The organism is Psychrobacillus lasiicapitis, from assembly GCF_006861795.1.
Classification (GTDB): Bacteria; Bacillota; Bacilli; order Bacillales_A; family Planococcaceae; genus Psychrobacillus; species Psychrobacillus lasiicapitis.
In genome coordinates this window covers 256,614-280,887 of sequence record NZ_VDGH01000002.1, presented here as the reverse complement: position 1 = coordinate 280,887, position 24,274 = coordinate 256,614, and the positions used below count along the sequence as shown (strand labels likewise).

Genomic DNA, 24,274 nt, shown 5'->3' with positions numbered 1-24,274 from the left:
GCCTATTCTATGTTTCTCGAAACAATTATTACATCTTTACCAATAATAGCTATATTTTGAACTGCAATTTTTTTAGTTTCCCTTTTTTTGTTAAAGAATGCTGGATATGATCCATTAGTTTCCACAATAAATGAAGTAATATATCCGCTCTCTTTATCAATTTCCGCATCGACTATAAATCCTAATAATTGCCCACTACTCGCCTCAATTACTTCCTTTTGTTGCGCATCTGAAAATTTCATCGTCAACCTCCTTTTACCACATTGTATGAACGAAATCGAAAAAAAACGCTTCTTCTATGTAGAAAAAGCGTTTTGCCTATTTATCGTTGAAAAATTTTTAACATCTATTCATTTAGGATTCAAATGGCTTTGTATCGTAGACAATGCACTTTTTTCTAATCGCGAAATTTGTGCTTGAGATAATCCTAAGTCTGTTGCAATTTCCGTTTGTGTTGCCCCGTAGTAAATTCTTTTCGTTAATATTTTTTTCTGTCTTGCATCTAGATTTTGGAAACTTTCTTTTACTGTAAAATAGGTTACCCATTGTTCTTCGGATACATCATTATCACATAATTGATCCATCATATATATAGCGTCTCCTCCGTCACTAAAAATAGGTTCTTGGAGAGAAACTGGATCTTGAATAGCATCCAAAGAAAGTAATATATCTTCCACTGGTATTTCTAATATTTTCGATAAATCATCCAGTGTTGGTTCTTGTAAATGTTCATTTATATATTGTTCTTTTGCTTTCATCGCTTTGTAAGCAATATCTCGTAACGATCTAGAAACGCGTACCGAGTGATGATCGCGTAAATGTCTTTTAATTTCTCCAATAATCATCGGAACCGCATACGTGGAAAAACGAACGTTATGCTTTAAGTCAAAGTTTTCAATTGACTTAATGAGTCCAATACATCCAACCTGGAACAGATCATCTGCTTGTTCCCCGCGGTAGGCAAAACGTTGAACAAGACTTAGTACTAGCCTTAAATTACACATAACTAGTTCTTCCTTAACCGACTCTTCACCTGCTTGTAACCTGATAAACAACTCTTTCATTTCTTCATGCTTAAGTAAAGGAAGCTTAGATGTATCAATGCCGCATAATTCTACTTTTGTTCTCGTCATAGATCTTCCTCCGGACTTTTTAATTGGTTCTTAATCAGTTTGTCCTGAGGAGAGAAGATTATTCCGAGACGCCAAATCCAATTTCAACCATTACGCAATTGGTTCGTTTAGCAGCTCTTTTAAATCTAATATTATTTTCTTTTCCAAGCGAGATATATAAGACTGTGAAATACCCAAATGATCCGCAACTTCTTTTTGTGTCATTTCTTCTTTTCCATTTAAACCAAAACGACATTGCATAATATACTTTTCCCGATTTCCAAGTAGATTAATCGCTTCAAACACATGTTGTCGCTCTAGCTTTTTTTCCACATCCTCGATGATCAAATCTTCACTAGTTCCTAATATATCGGATAAAAGCAGTTCATTGCCATCAGAATCAGAGTTTAATGGTTCATCGAAAGAAACTTCGGATTTCATTCGATTCGTTTTTCTTAAATGCATTAAAATTTCGTTCTCAATACATCTGGATGCATATGTAGCGAGTTTAATTCCTTTATCCAGATTAAAAGTTTCTACCGCTTTAATAAGTCCAATGGAGCCAATACTAATGAGATCTTCTATATTCGTATTCGTTTGATCAAATCTTCTAGCAATATACACAACAAGCCTTAAATTTCGTTCAATAAGTACGTCTCTCGCATGCTCGTCTCCATCCATGAAAGCTAAGAGCATTTCGCGTTCTTCTTCTCTTGTGAGCGGTTTAGGAAGAGACTCATTTCCTCCAATATAATGTACGCCGCTTCTTCTAAAAGATAAAATCCAATAATATAATCTTCTTAGTAATCTCAACAGCATTATCTAACACTCCTTTTCTTTAAATGGAAATACGACGAACTATGCAAAATTCCATCTGCACCGTGTGGGAATTTATCTTTTACTCTTGTCATGACAATATAGCCTTTAGGTAATGATTGATCATTTACTATCCAGTCCTCGTACTTTATCCCAATGACCCATGTTTTCTCTTTTTGGATTGTAGATATTGGTATTAAACGTAATTTAGTAGCATATTCTTTGGAGAGTTTGTCAAGTCCTTTATCTTTTTCAAACTCCCAGTCACTAATAGCTTGAAACAATTCTTCTGGTAGCACATCTTGTAACACTTCTGATGCAACGAAATGTACTGGATCATTTGAAAGTGGTTCTTTACATACATTTCCCGAGTCAATAAAGAGAGTTAGCTCCTTTGTTTCGCCAAACAAAGTTATATGCGATGTATATAGTAACTCTCTTTCTGCATTTGATATGTTGAGATGTAGCACATGTTTTGTTAAGAAGTAGAGCCCACCAATTGCGATTAATGCGAAATTCACCATCATAAAAGCACTATTACTTTTGCTGTACATTGGTGCTATTGCAGTTAATAAACCTCCAGCGAAAATGCTAGCAAGTAATGTGAGTGTAATCGCTTTAACAATTTGTGTGCGTTTTTTCCAAAAGGCTATGCCGATCATCACAAAAAAAGATAAAAATATCGTACTTACGTGATGAGAGAAGATGACTGTAATCACTCCAGCAACAAAAGCTGAAAGGAATAAATATCTTTTTTGGTTTTCAATCCAACCAATTTTGTTCGCAAATGCTAACACGGTATAGTTGAAAAAAGTATTCGTTGCGATCATGACTTCCGCGTACATGATTCTCCCTCCTTTTTTACTAAATGGTACCATGTCATTTATAAAAACTTTGTCAAAAGAACGGTGGAAAAGCTTCTTTTTTAACGACAAAAAACCATAATAAAAAATATCTTTTCATGGTAGTGAGTGCACAGTATAGTGAAACTGTGCAGTGGTGCATTGAATGAAGAGTCCGCTAAAATTTCCGCTACACGGCGTACGCTTTCCACCGGCTTGGCTTCAGCCGCTTCCTTCGCTACGCTCAGTCCAGGGTCTTCAGCTCAAGCTATTCCGGCTGGAGTCGACGCCCTTCCGCTACAATCTATGAAGTATAACTTCATCTAATAGCCGTCACTGTTTGTGCTGTAAGACTGCAACCAGTTACTCTTAACATTCGTTTGGTTGCTCTCAGACTAGAACCGGTTGCTTTCGGCAGCTGTTTGGTTGCCCTTAGCCATTTATTGGATTTAAATTTCGAAAAAATGTTGATGATTTTGTTTTTAGCAAGTCGATTATCAATTAAAAAGAAATTACCATTGATTTTCACTGCTGGCGGCGACTCCAGCGGGAATAGCGTGAGCTGAAGACCCCGCAGGAGCGCAAGCGACGAGGAGGCTGAAGCCATGCCCGCGGAAAGCGTCCGCCTGAAGTGAAAATCATGGCGGACACCTATATGAAGCACTACCGCGCAGTTCCCCATATTACGCTTTTACCAAAAAGAACAATCCCGACACTGTTTGAATTGAAAAATTTACATAACAAAAAAGCTATCTCCAAATCAAATTTGGAGATAGCTTCACCTGTAACTATTTATATTAGCGACGTTGACGATTTCTTAAGAATGTTGGGATATCTAGTGCATCCTCTTGTGGATGGTTAGACACTTGACGTTCTTGACGTTCATGTTGCATTGGTTGTTGTATTTCTTCTTTACGTTGATCACGAATTGGAGGAGTTGGAGCAGCTTGTTGTGTTCTACTTCCACCAAAACCTGAGCTTCTTGGCTGTTTTTGCATAATTAGTTCTTCGTTGAAGCCAGTCGCAATTACCGTAACCACAATTTCATCTTTCAGGTTATCATTAATAACCGAACCGAAAATCATGTTTACTTCCTCATCTGAAGCGGATGCTACGATATCAGCAGCTTCTTGTACTTCAAACAAACTTAGGTTAGATCCACCTGTAATATTCATCAGCACTCCAGTTGCACCATCGATCGATGTTTCAAGTAATGGACTGGAAATGGCTTTTTTCGCTGCTTCTGCCGCACGGTTTTCACCCGAAGAAATACCAATCCCCATAAGTGCTGCACCTTTATCAGACATAATCGTTTTTACATCCGCAAAGTCCAAGTTGATAAGTCCTGGTACAGCGATTAGATCGGAAATACCTTGAACCCCTTGACGTAAAACATTATCTGCTTCTCTAAAAGCTTCTAGCATTGGCGTGTTTTTATCTACGATTTCCAATAAGCGGTCATTTGGAATAACGATTAATGTATCTACCGCTTCTTTCATCATACTGATACCGCCAACAGCTTGAGTAGAACGTTTACGGCCTTCAAAAGTAAATGGACGCGTTACTACACCAACAGTTAATGCGCCTAAATCACGAGCGATTTGAGCGATTACAGGAGCAGCACCAGTACCAGTTCCTCCACCCATTCCAGCTGTAACGAATACCATGTCTGCACCTTTCAATGCCTCTTCGATTAGTTCCTTGCTTTCTTCTGCGGCTTTTTTACCGACCTCTGGATTTGCACCTGCTCCTAATCCACGAGTCAGCTTACCACCGATCTGTAATTTCACTTCTGCTTCTGACATTTTTAAAGCTTGTGCATCCGTATTAACAGCGATAAAGTCTACTCCTTGAACTCCATGCTCAATCATTCGATTAACTGCGTTATTACCGCCGCCACCTACTCCAATAACTTTAATAACGGCTAATTGATCTTCGTTTGTTTCAAATTCTAACATGCTATTGCCTCCTATATTCTCTCAGCTATGATAAAGGTTTTGTTATTCAAAAAATTTGTCGAAAAATTTCTTCGCTTTTGACATTGCGCTTTCTTTGTTTTCATTTGTCGAATTTTGAACAGTTTGTTTTTGTTTTTTAGGACTTGAAACTGCTTCACTACTAGCCATTTGTGCTAATGCTTGGCTATTACCAATTTTACCATAGAAAAGATCTTCTTTATAGGCATATCTTATAAGACCAACAGCAGTTGTATATTGTGGTTCACGTACCCCAATATAATCTGGTGTATATAATCTCACTCTTGTTTGGAGGATATGTCTCGCTAATTGACCTATTCCATCCAATTTAGAAACGCCCCCAGTAATTACCACACCACCAGGTAGGTCTTGTAGACCCATTCTATAAAACTCTTCTAAAACCAATTCGAATAATTCTTCTAGACGAACACCGATGATCTCAGCAATATACCGCTGAGAATATTGCTCTTTCATATCAGCTCCAATTACTGGTACTTCAAAAAGTTCATCATCAGAAGCATCATCGTAAAAAGCATGTCCATATTTTATTTTAATCATTTCTGCTTGCTCTGTAGGCGTTTTTAATACAATCGAAAGGTCTTTTGTAATATGCTCTCCACCTACAGGAATCACAGAAGTATTGATCAAATGTCCTTCACTGAAAATCGCAATGGTAGTTGAGCCACCACCAATGTCAATGTAAGCAGTACCATGGTTTTTTTCATCTTCTGTTAAAGCAAAATGGCCAGCTGCAAGCGGTTGTAAATATATCTCTCTAATTTGCAGACCAGCTTTTTCCACACACCGCAACACATTATGTAAAATTGTTTTCGATGTTGTCATCATAATCCCGTCTAGCTCGAGACGTGTTCCGATCATACCGCGTGGGTCTTTTATTTCTTCTAGATGATCCACTATAAATTGCTTTGGTGCAATATTGATCAATTCTCTTTCAGGGGGTATAGACATTACTTGAGCAGATTCAATGACACGCTCCAAATCCCCATCAGTAATTTCTCTATCTTCTCTATTTACAGCTACTACGCCCTTAACGTTTTGTATATTTGCTAAATTAGCTGGAATTCCTAGAACGATTTCATGGATAGCCATTCCAATCATTCTTTCCGCTTCACTTATTGCTTTTTTAATAGACTGAACAGTTGCGTCTATATCGACAATGGTGCCCTTTCGAATCCCATTTGATTTTACATTACCTACACCTATAACATGCAGCGAGTCATCATTCATTTCTCCTATTAAAACTTTAATCGAAGACGACCCGATATCTAGTGATACATACAATTCTGATTGATTCAACCCGTGGCACCTCCTATTTGCTCTTTAACTATTATTCTAGTGTAAAAACCTTATAAAGTCTAAAACTTTATAGTTCGTAGAGTTTAATATTCAAATTTTTCGTACATATTGCTCATGCATTTTTTCTTTCTGACCATTTTGTCAATAGCATTCGACGAATCACCGCTATATTTTGAAACAAACGAACGCCAAACGCAAAAATAGCAGCCAAATATAAATCTACTCCAAGATGAACTCCTAAAAACGCAAGCGCTGCTGCAAGTCCGATATTGAAGAAAAATCCAGATACAAATACTTTATCGTCATATACATGTTGTAATTGAGCCCTAATACCTCCAAAAAGCGTATCGAGAGCAGCTAGTACAGCAATAGACAAATAGCTTTCATATATTTCTGGAATCTGGATATCTGTTAAAAGTCCAAGGGAAATCCCGAGTATTAAACCTAATAATGGCAACCACATGCGTTACTCTCCTCCTGGAATCTCTTTTAAGAATTGATTGTTTACGGATTGGTCATAACCAGAAATAGTGAGTTGGTTTTCTGGATCACCGATTTCTAGCGTTAAATTATCGATATAAAAGTCATCACCAATAGCCGAAGCCTCTAGTTGATTATACATTTTTTTTGCATCTTCAAACGTTGAGGTTCCAATTTTAATCGTAAAAGGGGCATTTCGTATTGTTAAATTATTTACAGTCGTTTTCCCATTTACATCTCTTATAGCTGACGAATAAATAATGCGTTTACCGTCAATTTCTACGGCTTTTGATTTAAATCGATTAATCTCATTGACCAATCGAATAAGTAAATCGGGTGAGATTCCTTCGATTGCTTGTCCCATTGCGATACTTTCTAAGGATGGCTTTACAGTAATGGTAAGCCCTGGGCCATCAAATGCTTCTAGTCCAATATCTTTTTTCAATTGATTCACTGTATCATTTAAAGCTACTTCGGGACTTTCATTTCGCATATTTTCGTATTTACCAATTGTTTGTTCTAGCATGCGCACTTCCGATAATAACTCCGAATGTAATTCAGTTTCTCTAGCAAGCTCCTGACGAATAGCCCAAATGTCTCTTGTGTCTCTCGCTTCTGGATTTTTGACGGTATTATATTGAACAGCTAACATAAAACCAACTATTAACAAAATGATCGTAAACCGAATATAGACGGCTTTTTTCATTATTCGGCCTCCTTTAACTTAGGAAATCATTAAATCTACAGTATGTGGACACCTTTCTACATGTAATTCTCCGTCCAGACTCCAGCGCCTTGCTCCTGCGCACAGCTCGTCGCAGAAGAACGTTGCCCCTCGGGGTCAAATGTGAAAAAGCTGTGGTGACTGAGGAGCTGCCTCCTTGGCCCGCACGATGCGGGTTATGTCTGCTTTGCCACAGGATGTGGCGCACTTTACAGATCTACCACATCCCCATTTGCCTTTCGGGGCAGACATAGGCGCTTGCGCTTTTGTTACTTGTTAGCTTTTTTCATCTCGTAGTGCGGGCATTGTTATGTTACCTTTCTCTTCAACCGTCACGACAATATTATCACTTGTTAGCTGGTCTAAGACGCCACCTCCTAGATGGACAGAAGCTAATAGTACTTCGGGATCTCCTACTGCTTCAATTGTAAACGGTGCTGGAAATGTCTTTCCATCTATCGTTATAACAGGGCCCGTACAACGAATAAACGAATTGGCTCGAAGTCTTTGGCCATTAATGGAAATCGCTTCTGCTCCCGAAATTTTCAATTCGTTCACCACTTTAAACACATGACTCTCATGGACAATATAATCATTCGGATTTTCTTGGGACGGGTTATATGCACCATCTTCTAATGATACCGAGATTCCCTTTCCTTGTGACGGTATATCCCCCATTAATAACCTTAACTTTTCTGCTTCTTTTACTAATGCCTCTGCACTTTCTTCGCTATTTGCAAATGTTTGCTCCAACTCCCGAATCGCTTGCTGACTTTCATTTATTTCTTCTGTGAGTTCCTTATTTCTTTCTTTTTGTTTAATTAATTCTTCTCTATATTTGGTCTGTTCTAAAAAACTTTCGCTTGTACTATTTCTTTCCGCTTCATTTTCTACGGCAATACTATAGGAATAGGCAAGTATAAAGCCTAAAACTAAACTTACTAAGGAGATAAGTATTCGACCTCGAGAAGGTATTTTAAGGAGTTGGTTCCTCTTCTTCAAGCTCTGTCGCCTCCTCGTCGATTTCTTCATTGTGCAATTCCATATATGGCTGAAAGAATGAGCCAACTTCTAGGTCAATAATTCCTTTTACGTCTGGATTTAACTGCGATACGATGGATGGATAAAAATTCATCTTTTCAGCAAAGGATGGAATAATGGCTTTTATCTCATTGCCATCATTCATAAATACTTGGATCGAGTATTTATCATTTTCTGTTGGCGTATAAATGATTTGCGAAATAGTTAACAATACTTCTGGTTGTAGATTAGCTAATTCTTTTATTAATCTTAAACGAACTTTTTCTTCTTTAAATCCGGAAAAGATCGGCCCTTCAAAAGGCAAGACTTGTCCTACTGTTTCAATCACTTTGCCATTTTCTAAAATAATACTAAGTGTTCCTTCTTTTTCCTCGTATCCAATTTGTTTGTATTCTTCTACTTGGATATGTACTTCTGTGAGCCAGTTGCGTTTTACGTGAGCAGATTTCACCCACTCATTTTGTTCTAAGTTTTTTTCAATATTCTTTTCGTTAAAACCCCACATTGAATCGCCCAATTTTAATGTACTTTGTTTAATATACGTTTCTTTTGGAACAAGGACAGCGCCTTTTAACTCAATGGCCTGTACTTGACTATAAGCTGATTGAAAATAGAGAACGATTAAGAGAGTCGTGACAAAGAGAAAAAGTAGAATGGAAAACTTTTTGTTTGTCCTGCGTCTCCTACGTTCTTTTAAAGTGGGTATACGATCTTCAATATCGATGATTTTTTCCATTCTACCGCCTCCCTTCTTGTATAGATGTATTTGCTAGATTGAATATAATCCCAATAATAATCCAAGTCATGACAAGAGATGAACCACCATAGCTTATAAACGGTAAAGTAACACCCGTTACAGGAAGTAGCCCTGTCACAACTCCCATATTCAAAAACGTTTGAACAGTTAACAAAGAAGTGAACGCGATAATCATTAACTGTGCTTCTCTCGTTTTGGTTTTAGCTGCCATCATAAAGCTTGTCGTGAAAAAAGTTAGAAAAGCAATGATAACGATCAACCCACCTATAAAACCTGTCTCTTCTAGCAAAATAGAAAAGATAAAATCATTTTGAGGTTCTGGTAAGTATAAAAACTTTTGTCTACTATTACCATATCCGAATCCAAACAATCCCGCTGGCCCTATAGCAAGTAACGATTGAATCGCCTGGAACCCCGAACCTAAAGGATCCTTCCATGGATCTAGAAAAGCTTGAATTCGGACAAGTCTATATGGTGCAGAAATGATCAATGCTATAAAACCAATGATTCCAACCCCACCAATTGCTAGAAAAAACTTGATAGACAGTCCAGCTGCGAACAGTAAAAAGAATACTGCCATAACTAATACAAACGCAGATCCAAAATCCGGTTGAAGCATGATTAAACTAATTGGTATTAGAAGCAAAATGGCACTTTGAAAATACACTACTTTTTTTGGCTTCTTTTCATTTGCCAAAGCACCGGCTAATACACCTAATACAGAAATTTTAGCAAGTTCTGCTGGCTGAAAATTCATAAATCCTAATGGAATCCAACTTTGCGAACCATTTCTAACTACACCTATTCCAGGAATTAATACCCCTATTAATAATACGATAGAAATTAAATATAAAATTTGCCAAAATGTAGGAATACGGATAATGCTTTTATTTCGAATAAAAAAAGCTACCGCAATACCTACGATTAAATATGTTGCTTGTTTAATGGCAAACGGCATTTGTCCTTTATAATGCACTTCACTCCAATAAGAACCAGCAGAATGGACAAATAAAATACCAATGATTGACAAAAATAAGACGGAGGAAACAAATAATACTTTACTTTTAACTTCCGATTATTTCATCCTTTCGTTACTCTTTCAGAGAAATAACTTTATTAATAAACTCATCGCCACGTAACTCGAAGCTTGCGTATTGATCCCAGCTTGCACAAGCAGGTGATAATAAGATGACATCCCCTGCATCTGATACGCTAATACCTTCATCAATAGCTTCCACTAAATTATTTACGCGAATAACAGTCGGAATCGATTGCTCCTCTCCGAACTTTTGCAAACGTTCTGCAGTTTCCCCGTAATGTATCAAAGCTTTTACATGATGTAAATAAGGAATTAACTCATCAAAAGAATGGCCCCTATCAACGCCACCAGCGAGCAAAATAATCGGCTCTGAAAAACCTTCCAATGCACTTTTAGTTGCCAATGCATTCGTCGCCTTAGAATCATTGTAGAATTTTCTATAATTCCATTCTCGAATAAATTGCGTGCGATGTTTTACGCCGTGAAAAGTAGAAAGAACAGCCTTGATATCTTCAATAGAACAATCCATTAAAAGTGCTGTAGCAGTTGCAGCTAACACATTTTCTAAATTATGTTTTCCTCTAAGTGCAATGATTGATCTTTCAAATACCTTTTCTCCATTCCAATAGACAAACTGATCGTCTGCGCTTATACCATCATTCGTTTTCTGGCTAACATAAAACGGGACTTTCATCGCCATACTCTTCTCGGCATATTCCATCACGATCTTTTGCTCTCCGTTGTAAATGAACCAGTCAGATGCATCTTGGTTTCTCGTAATATTAAATTTCGCATTTGTATATTCCCTGAAATCCGAATGGTAATCTAGATGTGCTTCATATAAGTTCATCAAAATGGAAATTTTCGGTTTTAATTGTTCCGTTCCCATTAGCTGAAAGGATGAAAGTTCTGTTACAATCGTATTTTCTTTTGAAGCTTCTTTAGCCACACTACTAGCAACGGTTCCAATATTGCCCGCGATCAATGGGTGCTTTTGTCCTTGTTTAAGTATTTCAAAGATAAGTGTAGTTGTTGTTGTTTTACCATTTGATCCCGTAATACCTATCATCGGTGCATCACTTATACGATAGGCTAGCTCCACTTCTGTCCAAACCGGTATCCCTCTTCTTTTTGCCTCCGCAATAACGGAGTTTGTATAAGGAATACCAGGGTTCTTTACTATAAGACTGAATCCCTCGTCTAAAAGATCCTCCGGATGGCTTCCGCATATGACCGTTAAACCTTTAGAAAGTAGATACTGAGCATTTTCGTTTTCATCGAAAGGTTTTGCATCATTTACAGTTACAAAGGCACCTAAATCATGCAAAATTTCGGCAGCAGCCGTACCACTTTTAGCCAATCCTAATACTAATATTTTTTTATGATAGACAATTGGTAACTGTTTCACTTTACAAAACCTCCATCAATACAACAATCATAGCGGCAACAAAACCAACTGCCCAAAATACAGTTACAATTTTGCGCTCATTCCAACCAGAAAGTTCAAAATGATGGTGAATCGGACTCATTTTAAAAATACGCTTTCCAGTTGTTTTAAAACTAATTACTTGTAAAATAACGGACAAAGTCTCCACTACAAAAACAATCCCTATGATTACAAGCATTAGCTCTTGCTTGACTAAAATAGACACCATTGCAAGCGAACCACCTAATGCAAGTGAACCAGTATCACCCATAAATACTTTTGCCGGATTCTTATTGAATAGTAGAAATCCTAATAGAGCTCCAGCCACGCTAAAAGCGAAAATAGCTATATCTGTCTGTTCAAAAGTAAGTGCTAGCACAGCAAATGTTACGAAAGCAACAGAAGCTGTTCCAGATACTAGACCATCTAATCCATCCGACAAATTCACCGCATTTGAAAATCCTACTAACCAGAATATTAGAAATGCTACATAAAATTGACCTAACGAGAAATCGATATTCGTAAATGGAATAGCCAAAGTGGTGTCAAATGGTCCTAATTTTAATAAAAAATAAGCAATAATGGATATAACAATTTGGCCAATCAACTTCTGGATAGACGTTAGCCCAAGATTTCGTTTTAATACGACTTTGATAAAGTCATCCAAAAATCCAATTGCCCCAAATCCAACTAAAATGATGAGCAATACGATCGATTGCGTCGTTAACTTATCGAAGTAAAACGAAAGACCTATCGTTGAAACGATAATGGAAGTGATAAAAATAAGTCCTCCCATTGTTGGCGTTCCTGCTTTTTTTTGATGTGATTCAGGTCCTTCTTCTCTAATACTTTGACCAAACTTCATCTTCCTTAAATAAGGAATTACGATTGGTGCAAGAATGACCGATAAAAGAAAACTAACAAATAGTGTAATAATCGTTGCAGATAATGTCATGAAAAAATCTCCTTAATTGCCATCAACTATAGCTGAATGTTCCATAGTTATTTATTTTTAAAATTGGTTATTTCGTATATACATGTATGGTTCCATCAATAGGTATGAGACTATCTTCTTTTGGTAGCTGGGTCAGTATTTCTTCCCCCTCACCATGCCAAACTATTGAAAATGGATACATATAGGATGTTACTTCTTTTTTCTTTATACCTACTAAATTTGGAACGCGAACTTGTTCAACGTCTCCCCATCTGTATTCTTTTTCTAATTGTTTACCACCGCCGGTAACTTCCAATGAATCCTCGATGATTTGCCCAACAATGGGTGCTGCAATAGTAGAGCCAAATACCGTAGAACTTTTCGGATTATCAATTGCAACGTATACAACGATTTCCGGGTCATCCGCTGGTGCAAAACCGATGAATGATACGATATATTCCCCTTCTGCGTATCTACCGTTTATGACCTTTTGGGCAGTTCCTGTTTTCCCACCAATTCGTAATCCATCTCTATAAGCATTTCTTCCAGAGCCTAACGCTACAACATGTTCTAGCGCATCTCGAACTTTTGCAGAAGTTTCTTCGCTGATTACTTGCTTTTTCATCTCTGGTTCGGTAGTCGATAAAATGTCATTCGTTTCTCCGTCTAACACATTTTTTACGATATATGGTTTATACAAATAACCACCATTTACCGCTGCAGCAACCGCCTGCACTTGTTGAATCGGCGTTACGGAAATACCTTGACCGAATGATGTAGTCGCATGTTCAACAGGACCGTAACGATCTTTACTAAATAGAATGCCCGTCGATTCTCCAGCCATGCCTGATTCTGTCGATTTTCCAAAACCAAAATTTCGAATATACTCTTGAAGCTTTTCGGGACCAACTCTTCTACCTAGTTCGATAAAACCTGGGTTACAGGAGTCTTGAACGACTTCTAAGAAAGTTTCATCACCATGGCCTTGCCTTTTCCAGCAACGGAGTCTAGTACCTTCTACCATTACGTATCCTGGATCAAAAAAATGATCATTCTCTAAATCTACTACATTTTCTTCGAGCGCAGCACTCAGTGTAATTATTTTAAATGTAGAGCCGGGTTCAAATGTCATCCATACTGGTAAATTACGATTATAAATAGTCGATTCCACATCTTGATAATTAGCAGGATCAAAGTTTGGAGCAGAAGCGAGGGCGAGTATCTCTCCTGTTTTAGGGTTCATCGCAATACCAATAGCTTGCGTCGCATCGTACTGCTTCATCGCTTGAGAAAGTTCTCTTTCTACTACTTGTTGTATGTTCATATCAATCGTTAGCTGTACATGATTACCCTTCGTACCATTCTTCCAACCATCATCTACATGAGGTAGTGGGATGCCTTTTGCATCTGTGTACATCCGAATGGCTGATTCTTTCCCTGTTAAAACAGCATCGTATTGATATTCAATTCCCGCAAGTCCTTGTGTATCATACCCGGTAAAACCTAGCAATCTAGATAGCATCTCTCCATGTGGATAGTCTCTTATGTAGTCGACGCCTGAATATAAACCTTTAATATTCTTATCTTGTATTTCCATTGCTAGTTCAGTAGAAATATTTTTACCTGCCGGTGCAATTTTTATGATACTCTCTCTTTTATTTATTTGTTCCAACAGCTTTTCTTTATCCACCTCAATAAGCGGGGCGATTTGGTCTGCTACTTGTTCAGGATCATCATTTTGAGAAGGCATGTAAAATAGTGTCGGAGCGAGCTTATTTCCTACAATGACTTCTCCATTTCTATCCAAAATATTCCCTCGCAGAGATGAATAAGGCAGTTCTCGATCCCAGCTCTCTTTTGCCTTAGACGTCAATTCATCAAATTGAAAAAACTGCAGCTGTATTAGTTTAGCTCCAACCATCAAAAACAGAATAATCGTTATTAACCAAATCATTCGCAGTCGGATCATTTGCTTTAGTTTAGAAATGCCACTTTCTCCTTTTACTCGTTTTAGATAAGGTATGAGAAAATGACAATAACTATTCTATTTCTCTTCATATAACTCTTAATCCTGGGGTAGTTCTTCCACTATTTCCTCTTCCAAAGGAGCATTTTCTGTTACTTCTTCAGGTGTCGCTAGCTTGACTACAACAGGCGTTTCGCTGGATACAATAGAACCAGCTGTCAAACTTTGCTCTGTTACAAAGCCTTCTCCATTAATTTCAATAGGAATATTCGCTAATGATTTATATATCATTAAATTCCGCTTTGACCAACCTGTAAAATTTGGTAACTGGATTTCTCCTTGTCCTTTGATAAACACCGTGCCACTTGAAATAATAGAAGTGCCAGCAGACGGATACTGCTCTATTACATTTTCTGCCTGACCAATTATAACAGTTTTCAAACCTTGTGACTCTAGCATACTTTGACTTTCAATAATATTTTTACCGACTACGTTTGGCATTTCAATCGGACTAGCAAGCTCCAGATTTTCAGGTTGAACGTTTAAGTATTTCAGACTTTTTTCTGTTACTGTATTAAATACTTCCGCAACTGGTTGAGAGCCAGACTCCGTTAACTCTAAATGCGGTTTATGCACAGTCACATATACGATGAGTTGGGGATCTTCTACAGGTGCCATTCCTAAGAAGGAATACAGGAATACTTCCCGCCCCCAATAGTAACCTCCACCAGGTTTTGCGATTTGTGCCGTTCCAGTTTTTCCTGCCGTTGTATATTCATCTAACTTAAAACGCTTTGCGGTCCCATATTCAGATGTAACTGTACTTGCTAAAATTTCTTTCACTTTTTCAGCTGTTTCTGCTGAAATCGGTGATTTTTTTTCGGTTGGCTTATGATTGCTTAATACTTCACCGGTATTAGGGTCAACAATTTTATCAATCACATATGGTTGCATCATTTTTCCGTTATTTGTTATGGCAGTCATTCCTTGAATCATTTGAATAGGGGTTACAGTTGTACCTTGACCATATGTCGTAGTTACTCTGTTTAATGGATAAGTATCCAGAACTGTTCCTGTAGCTTCATTTGGAAGATCAATGCCCGTTTTCTCTCCGAAACCAAAACGATGAATATAGTCAATAAATACTTCATCGCCCATACGATTTAGTAAATATGCCATTGATACGTTGGAAGATCGTTGAAACCCTTCTAAAAATGTAATTGAACCCCATCCCTGTCCATTATTATGATCTCGAATAGTATCACCAAATAATGTATAGGAACCAGATTTAAAATGATCATTTGGATTCCATACGCCCTCTTCAATTGCAGAAGCTAATGTGAAAATTTTCATCGTGGAGCCCGGTTCAATTGTTTGTTCAGTGGCTTCATTTAGCCAATTCGTTGACAACCCATCTCGGGTATTTGGCTCAAAGGTAGGTCTTTGAGACATAGCAAGAATTTCTCCTGTTTTGGCATTCGCCACAATGGCCGTCATTTTTTCAGGATTATATTTTTCCTCTGCATTATTCAGTGCATCTTCTAAAAAGTTTTGAATCGTTTTATCGATGGTCAAATAAATATCTTGACCATTCTTCGGTTCCGTCACCATTTTTTCTGCATTTGGAAGTAAAAAGCCTTTGGTATCACTTTTAAATTCTACTTTTCCTGGGGTACCTGTTAGCGCTTTGTCATATATATACTCAAGGCCCATTTTACCTTTTGTTTCTGCTTCACCATCTTCATTTTCCTCTTTTAATGCAAAACCTATTAAATGAGAAGCAAATTGCCCGTTAGGATATAATCTTTTCAAATCTTGTGAAAAGATAATACCGGGTAGATTATGAGCTTTTATCTCATTCATTTTTTTATGACTAATGTCTCTACCGGCTTTACCAAATTCTACTTGATATTTCTCATTCTCTATATTTTTTTTCAATAAGGCTACTATTTCTTCTTCTGTCATATCAATATATTGCGATAATACTTGCGCCGTCTTTTCCGGATCTATTACATGTCGAGGAGCTTTGCTATTTTCTGTAGCTTTTGGGCTAATAACCGCAACCATCTTATAGCTTAGCGTATCTTGGACAATCACTTCCCCATTACGGTCGATAATTTTTCCTCTACTTGCCTGTAAAACTTGCTCTCTATTGTACTTTGAATCTGCTTTTGCTGATAACACTTGTCCTTCAGCTACTCCAGTGGCTTGAATATACATGAATCTACCCAATAATAGAAAAAAGAGCCCTCCATATAGTAAAAACATAAGAAAGGCTCCCCATTGAAAACGAAATTTTTTATTCATTGTCCTGGTACTACCTTCACGTTTTGCTCATTCAGTTTCAACCCGAGCTCCTCCGCCTTTTTCCAAATGCGATCATAGGTAGATAATTCGCTTACTTGTATGGACAAATCTGTATTTTCTTTTGAAGTAGTATCGATTTGTTTTTCGATTTGAGAAATGTCCGTAGTTGTAGAACGAACGGCCGTTTGCGTTTGAATAATCATGACAGCGAGTAACGTTACAACAGAAAGCAGACAAATGAGTAATATTTTCTCGCCTTTTGATAATAACTTTCTATGCCTCTTTACCGTTTTTTGTATTTGTGGTTGTTCTGGAATAGAAGGACGACTTATGTATGTTTCTGAATGATGATGGTTACGTAAAGCCATTTAGACACTCCCTTTTTCTATTAGTTTTTCCACAATTCGTAGCTTAGCGGATCGAGATCGATTGTTCACTTCTAGTTCTTCGGCTGAAGGCAATATCGGTTTTCTTGTTACTAGTTTTAACATTGGCTCCATCCCTGCTGGAATTATCGGCAAGTTTGGTGGTAAATCTGGTAACGTTGAAGCTTCTTTAAAAATTGTTTTCGCTAATCTGTCTTCTAGCGAATGAAATGTAATTACACTAATTCTTCCACCTACATTGATAAGTTGAATAGCATCCTCTAGAGAATCCTCTGCTGCTCCCAACTCATCATTTACAGCTATTCTGATGGCTTGAAAAATTCGTTTAGCCGGGTGCCCACCCGTGCGTCTTGCCGCAGCTGGAATTCCTGCTTTTATTAATTCTACTAATTGGAAAGTGGTCTCAATTGGAGCAGACTCTCGTGCCTGTTCAATTTTGCGTGCAATTTGTTTCGAAAACTTCTCTTCTCCATATCGGAAAAAGATTTTTACTAGCTTTTCGTATGCCCACTCATTTACAACATGGTAAGCAGTCAATTCGCTCGTTTGATCCATGCGCATATCAAGGGGAGCATCATAGTTATAGCTGAAACCACGTTCTGGTGTATCGAGTTGCGGTGATGATACCCCAAGGTCATATAAAATGCCATCTACTTTTTCAATTCCAATGTTCGCTAGCTCGTTTTTCAAATGGCGGAAATTCGCATGTACAAAAGTCACCTTTTCTAAATATGGTGCAAGCTTTACTTTTGCATTTTCAATTGCAGTCATATCTTGATCGAAACAAATTAACTTACCATGTGTATTTAGTTGTTTCACTAGGTACTCACTGTGACCCGCGCCACCTAATGTACAGTCCACATAAATACCATCTGGACGAACGGCAAGTCCATCTACCGTTTCTTTTAATAATACTGTTGTGTGATGAAACAAGCCTTTCCCTCCTTTTTCTCCTATTGATCAAATTCGCCTGGGGTATTTGCCTCATTTTTTTTCGAGCTTAGACCTGCGAAATACAGGTATCCCTCTAAAAAAAATCTGTGACATTCCCCTGAGGCTCTAACTTCATGCAGTGGTAATCTCCCCTGCTAAATAAAGTTAGATATCGAAGCCAATCATATTTTCCGCAATATCATTAAAGGAATCCTCAGATTCTTCAAAGTAATTTTCCCATGCATCTTTCGCCCAAATTTCTAGGCGATTAGAAACACCTAACACGATACATTCCTTGTCCATCTTTGCATAGTTACGAAGATTACTTGGAATATTTATGCGTCCTGTTTTATCGATTTCAACTTCAGTGGCACCTGAAAAGAAAAACCGAGTAAATGCTCGTGCATCTTTTTTCGTTACGGGAAGTTCCTTTAACTTTTCTTCGAGTTTTCGCCATTCATTCATAGGATAACCAAATAAACAATTATCAAGACCACGTGTTAAAACAAAACAGTCTTCTAAGTGTTCACGAAATTTAGAAGGTATTATTAACCGTCCTTTCGCATCAACGTTATGTTGATATTCGCCCATGAACATGCTACTCACCCCACTTTATGTCATTAACATACCACATCCCCCCACTTTCCTCCACCCATTTTTTTAAAAATGAGCATTTAATTTTTCAAAATGCGTAAATAGTACTTGTTGAGACAAAAATAGTGCTAAAAAGCTATATTTTTCAACACACAAAAGCCCCCACATAAACTGTGAGGGCCTGTATTTTTTATATATATACTACTTGATGTTTCCCATTAAACTCGTAAGGAAGCTGTAAAAGCTCTTTTATAAAGCTTGGTCCTAGCTCATTTAATAATTGAAGTGGGGAATAGGTTCTCTCTTGTAGTCCTCCATTTGGGATTAGATCCATTATAATTCTATCATAGCGATGAATAGAAGCATCTAACTTCCCAAGAAGTGTGTCATCTATTGCATGTTCGATAAATGTAAATTGTCTCTCATGATACTGTAAATTTTTTTGAACTAATGGACTTAGTTTAAGATTATCTTTTTGTAAGAGCTCCTCTAACTTCTCATACTTAGCAGCAAGATCTAGTCTCATCGTTTCAATCAACTGAGGAATTTGCTCATTCCGATGATTGTTAATGTACTGGAGTTTCGCCTCTTCCACTGCTCCATTCCATACATCTTGGATCGTGAATGAAAATTTATCAAGTAATGTTTGTGTTTTAGCATTAGCAACAGTGACACTTAGTCTTGGCATAATGACTGGCATTTTCATATGAAATAGCTCAAATGCCGTTTTCAATGTTCCCCAATAGGCGATTTCCCCCGGACCTCCGATAAAGCTCAATACTGGGAATACCATCTCTTGCATAATTGGTCGTGTTACCACATTATTACTTAGTCTTTCAGGATGATTCTTCGCGATATTCATCAACTCATCTTCTGTAAAGGATAGCCCTTTTGCTTCGTTGATGAATACTCCCTCTTTTCTTTCTAATAAATATCGTTCTCCAGCTTCCACATAAAATAAATGCGCAGCTGAATCCTTCGTTTGGATTGGCGTACCAAAGCCGCATTTCTCAAATTCACTTTCTTTTTCAAAGACGATTTTCGCAAGCTCCGAAGCATTCTTCACAAACAGTTGAAAATATTCGCTTTCTAGCTTTCTAAATGGTTCATAAGCAGCATCTATTAATAGTAATCCTTCTTCATGAAAAAGATCATTCATAAGCGCTGCAAAGAATTCTGTATACGTTTCGTTATCTTCTAAGTGAGCCATCACTTTAGAAAAAAGCTCTTTAGTGTACAACGTTTCCGGTAAACTTTGAAAAATTTCAGTCAAATACCGATCCATTAAAGGTTTATCAAATGTTGTTTCTGATGCTATTTTCTTTATTCTTGATTTTTCAGGATATACAAATTTTTGAAGCTTTCTACTTCTTTCTATGTAAACATGGTTAATCTCGTCAATATCATGATCTTCTCCAGCAATCCAAAAAACAGGAATGACAGGAACTCCAAGTTTTTCCCTTTGCTGTTTTGCTAATGTAATAACTGATATCGCCTTATGGATAGAATACATCGGTCCTGTTAATATACCAGCCTGCTGTCCTCCAATTACAACAACCCCGTTGTCTTTTAACTCTTCTAAATGTTGACTACTTTTTTCTGAAAGACCAAACTTCCGCATATAAGTCGTCAATACTTCTACAAGTTCCATTCTTTTGGTTTTGCTAAAATCAGTTTCTTGAAGTCTTCTATTAAGCGCCTCTTGATTCCATTCATAATGAAAAAAAGAAGATAAACTAGTTGCATCCTCTAAATATTTCTTATAAAAAAGGGTCGCGAATGGTTGTGTGTATTGCTCTAATCGCACGATTTTTCCACCTCTAATTATCAATTTCACCCCGCCGTTGCTTTTCAATAAAAAAGATATAAGCCGCCGGTTATTATCCTAATCCAACAATCTTTTTCGATCTACCTGAATTAAGACAAATTCTTGTTTGAGTATATCATTACAGAAGAAGGCGTGGAAAATTATTAGCTTATATAACTTAATACATATCGGATAACTCCGAATAACCAAAGAAACACATAAAAAAGACAAAGTAATATAAATAACAATCTCCAAATTTTTCGAAGTAGTGGCCCCACTTCAATTTCACGCTTTGATCGCCAATCCAAAAACGTCAGAACAGTTGCAAATATCAAGGAACAGATGACTAATTCAAAGCCAATATTCTTAGAGAAAATGACCGAAAAAACATGTGTAACCGAGAAAAACAATAGAAACGTGGTTATATCCGCCGCAATCCCGATGGATTTTTTTCGTTTGTGTAATATGTATTTAGAGACGATAAACGTCAAAATAAATAGCACGATCGGAAACAATATAAAAAACGAAACAATCGTATTAAAGATGTCTTTCACCTACTTTATTCTTTTCCTTTAGTAGTAAATAGAATGTATGCAATATCGGTAATTTCTTATTTCTTTTACTCGCTTCCGCTAGAATTGCACCAACAATTGTATCAAGTTCCATCAAGCGACCATTCTCATAATCTTTTAACATCGATGAGTGATTATATTGTGTATTTGTACAAAGCGTAACTACTTCATCCCATAAGAGACGATTTTTCCACTCAACAAACACTTCCATCAATTCATCGTATATATTTTTAGCAATCGTTTTATACGTTAAGTTTTGTACAAGTGCTCCGTTTGGCACACATGCAATCGTCGTTAAGGGATTGATCAAACTATTTAGCATTGCTTTTTTAAATAATACGTCTTCTATTTCGGAGGAGAATTCCACGGGAAAATGCTCGTTATGATGAAAGAATAACTCCCCCACTCTTTCCCATTCACCCTTCCACATACCAATCGTTGTAACTCCTATCCCTAAATGTTGAACCGTTTGGGCATTCTTTTTCATTGCTCCATGTAAAACAGAGCCAACCAATATAGTATCTTGCTTTAAATCAGCAGCAAACGAAAGTTGGAGTAACCCATTTTGCAAAAATAAAAGAGGTATATCCTTTGGCAACGCATCTAATCCATCCTTTAAAGAATGCAAATGATGATATTTCACCGCAATGATGATTAAGTCCATTTCATCTAGCTTGTCCATGCTATATACGAGCTTGCAAGGGATTAACTGCTGTCCAATATTGCTTTTTTCTATGTATAACTTAGTTGGCGTATTAGGATCTCGAACTAAAAATGTAATGTTATGCTTTGCTTCTGCTAAATAGGATCCAAATAACAGGCCGATAGATCCGGCCCCTATTATTCCTATATTCATATAAATCACCTCAGCTTATTAGTTAGAGGAATACAGTCTAAATACGCGATATAGTGTCGCAACGACTGGATATCCTGCATACCGACAGGCAAATGGGAACGTGCCTGGTCTATAAATTCCGCCATATCGTGCGGGCTAAAGAGGTAGCACCCCAGTTCACACAAGCGATTTTGTTTGCGACGAGCTGTGCACAAGAAGGCGCTGGATAGATACTGAATGAAAATAGTTTATATTTACTATCTTATAAAAAGGTCTACCGAGATGGTAGACCTTTTCAAAGATATTATACAGGAAGCACTGGGTGTTTTCGAGGTGCAGGCGCAATTTCTTTGTCTTCGTAATAACGAAGTCGATCGGCAAGCTCTCGGCGTAAATCACTTGGTGCAACAATTTCATCGATAATCATCTCGGAAGCTAATTTGTAAATATCAATTTCCTCTTTGTATTCCGCATGCTTTTCTTGTACAAACTTTAGTCTTTCCTTTGGATCTTCAATAGCTTCAATTTTATTGGAATAAACCGCATTTACAGCAGCTTCTGGACCCATAACGGCGATTTGAGCCGTTGGTAGTGCTATACATACATCCGGTTCAAACGCTGGGCCAGCCATCGCGTATAATCCCGCTCCGTATGCTTTACGGACAATAACAGAGATTTTTGGCACCGTTGCAGAACTCATCGCAGCAATCAACTTAGCTCCATGTCTAATAATTCCAGCTCTTTCCACCTTCGTTCCAATCATAAATCCTGGTACATCCGCTAAAAATACTAACGGAATCGAGAAAGCATCACAAAGCGAGATGAATTTTGCTGCCTTATCTGCTGAATCAACAAAGAGTACCCCACCCTTTGCTTTCGGTTGGTTAGCAAGTATTCCAACAGCCTGTCCTTCAATACGAGCAAACCCTGTAATTAGCTCTGGCGCAAAAAGTTTTTTCACATCAAAGAATGAGCCTTCGTCTATAATTGCTTCAATTGCTTCATACATATCAAACGGTGCATTTTGGTTTTCTGGAATAATCGCTTCTAGTGTTCTTCCTTCTTTAATCGCTCTTGTTTCTACTTTTTCAGGCTTTTTTGTATAGTTAGCTGGGAAGAAACTTAGGTATCGCTTAGCTTCAGAAATTGCCTCTTCTTCGGAAGTTACAAGTACATCCCCAACCCCACTAACTGTACAGTGCATTCTCGCACCACCCATTTCCTCCAATGTCACTTTTTCACCAATCACTTTTTCTGCCATTCGAGGTGAACCTAAATACATGGACGCATTACCCTCTACCATAAAGACGATATCACAAAAAGCCGGAATATATGCTCCACCTGCTGCGGATGGACCGAATAATAAGCAAATTTGTGGTATGAATCCTGAAAGTCTTACTTGGTTGTGGAATATTCTACCTGCACCTCGACGGTTTGGAAACATATCTAGCTGATCGGTAATACGAGCACCAGCGGAGTCTACCAAGTATAATAATGGCACTCTATTCTTTTCAGCTATTTCCTGTATACGGATAATTTTTTCAACTGTGCGAGATCCCCATGAACCCGCCTTTACAGTAGAATCATTGGCCATTACACAAACAGTTTGTCCATTTACTTTACCAGTCGCCGTTACAACCCCGTCTGCTGGTAGGTCTCCCGCTTCTACATTCGCAAATCGACCATCTTCCACGTATTCTCCATTATCGAAAAGTAATTTTAAACGATCTCGTACAAATAATTTATTTTGTTGTTTCATTTTTTCATGATATTTCTCGTGACCACCTGCGTAAATAGATGTTAGCTTTTGTTCTAATCGTTCATTATACCCTTTTGTTTCTCCCACTTTGTATTACCCCCTTATATGAATGCGCAAGCGCCTAACAAAGGAGACAGCCAAAGCTTGCGACCCTTGTCACAATGACTGTATGTCCTTCATCTTTTATGGGCTCCTGACAGGCAAAACGTGAAGGTAAAGCCCTAACATTGCGAGAGACTAGGTTACAGTTCTCTAGCCACCCCAAACGTTTTGTTTCAGCCGAGCTTAGCATAGGAGTACTTTTTCACATTTACCTCCGAGAGCCCCTAAAGCTGGACGCCCTATAAAAAAGATTATGCTTCCTTATTCAAACGTAACTAATACGTCGCCTTCGTTAACGAAATCGCCTTCTTTTACGTTGATAGCCGCTACTTTACCTGCTGTTTCTGCTTCAATAGGGATCTCCATTTTCATTGACTCAAGTACTAATACTACTTGTCCAGCGGAAACTTCCTCTCCTGCTGCTACGTTGACTGTAAATACAGTTCCTGCCATTGTTGATGCTAAATTTTTCATCGTGATCTTTCCTCCCTTTGATGTACCAACCATTCCCTTAAAAAGGATGTTACATATATTCCTTTTTTAAATCTT

Annotated in this window: 22 protein-coding genes and 1 pseudogene; all 23 read right to left on the bottom strand. The window is 37.7% G+C overall.

What is annotated here, in order from left to right; all coding sequences use genetic code 11:
* Positions 1-2 precede the first annotated feature (2 nt).
* The 23 genes and pseudogenes from FG382_RS04280 to FG382_RS04170 all read right to left on the bottom strand — a co-directional run bounded on the left by FG382_RS04280 (position 3) and on the right by FG382_RS04170 (position 24,199).
* The gene (locus tag FG382_RS04280) at positions 3-242 is read right to left on the bottom strand and encodes a YlmC/YmxH family sporulation protein (protein WP_142537659.1); all 240 of its coding nucleotides are present in this window, start codon (positions 240-242) and stop codon (positions 3-5) included.
* A 108-nt stretch (positions 243-350) separates the two neighbouring features.
* Positions 351-1,133, bottom strand: coding sequence for an RNA polymerase sporulation sigma factor SigG (gene sigG / locus FG382_RS04275; protein ID WP_142537658.1), 783 nt, complete (start codon positions 1,131-1,133; stop codon positions 351-353).
* A 90-nt stretch (positions 1,134-1,223) separates the two neighbouring features.
* On the bottom strand, positions 1,224-1,931 hold the full coding sequence (gene sigE / locus FG382_RS04270; protein WP_142537657.1) for an RNA polymerase sporulation sigma factor SigE: 708 nt from the start codon (positions 1,929-1,931) through the stop codon (positions 1,224-1,226).
* Complete coding sequence (locus tag FG382_RS04265; RefSeq protein WP_170206447.1) at positions 1,931-2,773, bottom strand: sigma-E processing peptidase SpoIIGA; 843 nt, start codon at positions 2,771-2,773, stop codon at positions 1,931-1,933. Before FG382_RS04265 ends, sigE begins: the two co-directional genes overlap by 1 nt.
* Before the next feature lie 794 nt (positions 2,774-3,567).
* Positions 3,568-4,728, bottom strand: coding sequence for a cell division protein FtsZ (gene ftsZ, locus FG382_RS04260; RefSeq protein WP_142537655.1), 1,161 nt, complete (start codon positions 4,726-4,728; stop codon positions 3,568-3,570).
* Positions 4,729-4,770: 42 nt separating this feature from the next.
* A complete protein-coding gene (gene ftsA, locus FG382_RS04255; RefSeq protein WP_142537654.1) occupies positions 4,771-6,063 on the bottom strand; it encodes a cell division protein FtsA in 1,293 nt (430 codons plus the stop codon).
* Positions 6,064-6,175: 112 nt separating this feature from the next.
* Positions 6,176-6,526: a small basic family protein gene (locus FG382_RS04250; RefSeq protein ID WP_142537653.1), complete on the bottom strand. Its 351-nt coding sequence runs from the start codon at positions 6,524-6,526 to the stop codon at positions 6,176-6,178.
* Between the two features lie 3 nt (positions 6,527-6,529).
* On the bottom strand, positions 6,530-7,249 hold the full coding sequence (locus FG382_RS04245; RefSeq protein WP_142537652.1) for a DUF881 domain-containing protein: 720 nt from the start codon (positions 7,247-7,249) through the stop codon (positions 6,530-6,532).
* 294 nt (positions 7,250-7,543) lie between these two features.
* Complete coding sequence (locus FG382_RS04240; protein ID WP_229677263.1) at positions 7,544-8,269, bottom strand: DUF881 domain-containing protein; 726 nt, start codon at positions 8,267-8,269, stop codon at positions 7,544-7,546.
* Entirely contained in the window at positions 8,244-9,044 is an 801-nt protein-coding gene (locus FG382_RS04235; RefSeq protein WP_142537650.1) for a cell division protein FtsQ/DivIB, read from the bottom strand. The genes FG382_RS04240 and FG382_RS04235 overlap by 26 nt, the downstream gene beginning before the upstream one ends.
* Before the next feature lies 1 nt (position 9,045).
* A pseudogene (locus tag FG382_RS04230) lies at positions 9,046-10,101 on the bottom strand (FtsW/RodA/SpoVE family cell cycle protein); the annotation flags it as partial.
* Positions 10,102-10,156: 55 nt separating this feature from the next.
* Positions 10,157-11,512, bottom strand: a complete 1,356-nt coding sequence (murD, locus tag FG382_RS04225; RefSeq protein ID WP_142537648.1) for a UDP-N-acetylmuramoyl-L-alanine--D-glutamate ligase — start codon at positions 11,510-11,512, stop codon at positions 10,157-10,159.
* 1 nt (position 11,513) lies between these two features.
* Positions 11,514-12,485 carry a phospho-N-acetylmuramoyl-pentapeptide-transferase gene (gene mraY / locus FG382_RS04220; protein WP_142537647.1) on the bottom strand — a complete coding sequence of 324 codons (972 nt, stop codon included), beginning with the start codon at positions 12,483-12,485 and terminating at the stop codon, positions 11,514-11,516.
* Positions 12,486-12,552: 67 nt separating this feature from the next.
* Positions 12,553-14,418: a penicillin-binding transpeptidase domain-containing protein gene (locus tag FG382_RS04215; RefSeq protein WP_229677264.1), complete on the bottom strand. Its 1,866-nt coding sequence runs from the start codon at positions 14,416-14,418 to the stop codon at positions 12,553-12,555.
* A 111-nt stretch (positions 14,419-14,529) separates the two neighbouring features.
* A complete protein-coding gene (locus tag FG382_RS04210) occupies positions 14,530-16,698 on the bottom strand; it encodes a penicillin-binding protein (protein ID WP_142537645.1) in 2,169 nt (722 codons plus the stop codon).
* 35 nt (positions 16,699-16,733) lie between these two features.
* A complete protein-coding gene (ftsL, locus tag FG382_RS04205; protein WP_142537644.1) occupies positions 16,734-17,105 on the bottom strand; it encodes a cell division protein FtsL in 372 nt (123 codons plus the stop codon).
* On the bottom strand, positions 17,106-18,056 hold the full coding sequence (gene rsmH / locus FG382_RS04200) for a 16S rRNA (cytosine(1402)-N(4))-methyltransferase RsmH (RefSeq protein WP_142537643.1): 951 nt from the start codon (positions 18,054-18,056) through the stop codon (positions 17,106-17,108).
* Between the two features lie 165 nt (positions 18,057-18,221).
* The gene (gene mraZ / locus FG382_RS04195; RefSeq protein ID WP_142537642.1) at positions 18,222-18,653 is read right to left on the bottom strand and encodes a division/cell wall cluster transcriptional repressor MraZ; all 432 of its coding nucleotides are present in this window, start codon (positions 18,651-18,653) and stop codon (positions 18,222-18,224) included.
* Positions 18,654-18,840: 187 nt separating this feature from the next.
* Entirely contained in the window at positions 18,841-20,457 is a 1,617-nt protein-coding gene (bshC, locus tag FG382_RS04190) for a bacillithiol biosynthesis cysteine-adding enzyme BshC (RefSeq protein ID WP_170206445.1), read from the bottom strand.
* A 164-nt stretch (positions 20,458-20,621) separates the two neighbouring features.
* On the bottom strand, positions 20,622-21,011 hold the full coding sequence (locus tag FG382_RS23495) for a DUF3397 domain-containing protein (RefSeq protein ID WP_142537640.1): 390 nt from the start codon (positions 21,009-21,011) through the stop codon (positions 20,622-20,624).
* Positions 20,995-21,885 carry a ketopantoate reductase family protein gene (locus FG382_RS04180; protein WP_142537639.1) on the bottom strand — a complete coding sequence of 297 codons (891 nt, stop codon included), beginning with the start codon at positions 21,883-21,885 and terminating at the stop codon, positions 20,995-20,997. The genes FG382_RS23495 and FG382_RS04180 overlap by 17 nt, the downstream gene beginning before the upstream one ends.
* Before the next feature lie 283 nt (positions 21,886-22,168).
* Positions 22,169-23,710 (bottom strand): acyl-CoA carboxylase subunit beta, encoded by a 1,542-nt coding sequence (locus tag FG382_RS04175; protein ID WP_142537638.1) that lies wholly within the window; start codon positions 23,708-23,710, stop codon positions 22,169-22,171.
* 276 nt (positions 23,711-23,986) lie between these two features.
* Positions 23,987-24,199 carry an acetyl-CoA carboxylase biotin carboxyl carrier protein subunit gene (locus tag FG382_RS04170; protein WP_142537637.1) on the bottom strand — a complete coding sequence of 71 codons (213 nt, stop codon included), beginning with the start codon at positions 24,197-24,199 and terminating at the stop codon, positions 23,987-23,989.
* Positions 24,200-24,274: the final 75 nt, after the last annotated feature.

What these genes read in the sequence shown, in the direction of transcription:
- FG382_RS04280 (WP_142537659.1), bottom strand. Translation starts at nt 242, where the DNA reads ATGAAATTTTCAGATGCGCAACAAAAGGAAGTAATTGAGGCGAGTAGT.
- sigG (WP_142537658.1), bottom strand. Translation starts at nt 1,133, where the DNA reads ATGACGAGAACAAAAGTAGAATTATGCGGCATTGATACATCTAAGCTT.
- sigE (WP_142537657.1), bottom strand. Translation starts at nt 1,931, where the DNA reads ATGCTGTTGAGATTACTAAGAAGATTATATTATTGGATTTTATCTTTT.
- FG382_RS04265 (WP_170206447.1), bottom strand. Translation starts at nt 2,773, where the DNA reads ATGTACGCGGAAGTCATGATCGCAACGAATACTTTTTTCAACTATACC.
- ftsZ (WP_142537655.1), bottom strand. Translation starts at nt 4,728, where the DNA reads ATGTTAGAATTTGAAACAAACGAAGATCAATTAGCCGTTATTAAAGTT.
- FG382_RS04250 (WP_142537653.1), bottom strand. Translation starts at nt 6,526, where the DNA reads ATGTGGTTGCCATTATTAGGTTTAATACTCGGGATTTCCCTTGGACTT.
- FG382_RS04245 (WP_142537652.1), bottom strand. Translation starts at nt 7,249, where the DNA reads ATGAAAAAAGCCGTCTATATTCGGTTTACGATCATTTTGTTAATAGTT.
- FG382_RS04235 (WP_142537650.1), bottom strand. Translation starts at nt 9,044, where the DNA reads ATGGAAAAAATCATCGATATTGAAGATCGTATACCCACTTTAAAAGAA.
- mraY (WP_142537647.1), bottom strand. Translation starts at nt 12,485, where the DNA reads ATGACATTATCTGCAACGATTATTACACTATTTGTTAGTTTTCTTTTA.
- FG382_RS04215 (WP_229677264.1), bottom strand. Translation starts at nt 14,418, where the DNA reads ATGATTTGGTTAATAACGATTATTCTGTTTTTGATGGTTGGAGCTAAA.
- FG382_RS04210 (WP_142537645.1), bottom strand. Translation starts at nt 16,698, where the DNA reads ATGTTTTTACTATATGGAGGGCTCTTTTTTCTATTATTGGGTAGATTC.
- ftsL (WP_142537644.1), bottom strand. Translation starts at nt 17,105, where the DNA reads ATGGCTTTACGTAACCATCATCATTCAGAAACATACATAAGTCGTCCT.
- mraZ (WP_142537642.1), bottom strand. Translation starts at nt 18,653, where the DNA reads ATGTTCATGGGCGAATATCAACATAACGTTGATGCGAAAGGACGGTTA.
- FG382_RS04180 (WP_142537639.1), bottom strand. Translation starts at nt 21,885, where the DNA reads ATGAATATAGGAATAATAGGGGCCGGATCTATCGGCCTGTTATTTGGA.
- FG382_RS04170 (WP_142537637.1), bottom strand. Translation starts at nt 24,199, where the DNA reads ATGAAAAATTTAGCATCAACAATGGCAGGAACTGTATTTACAGTCAAC.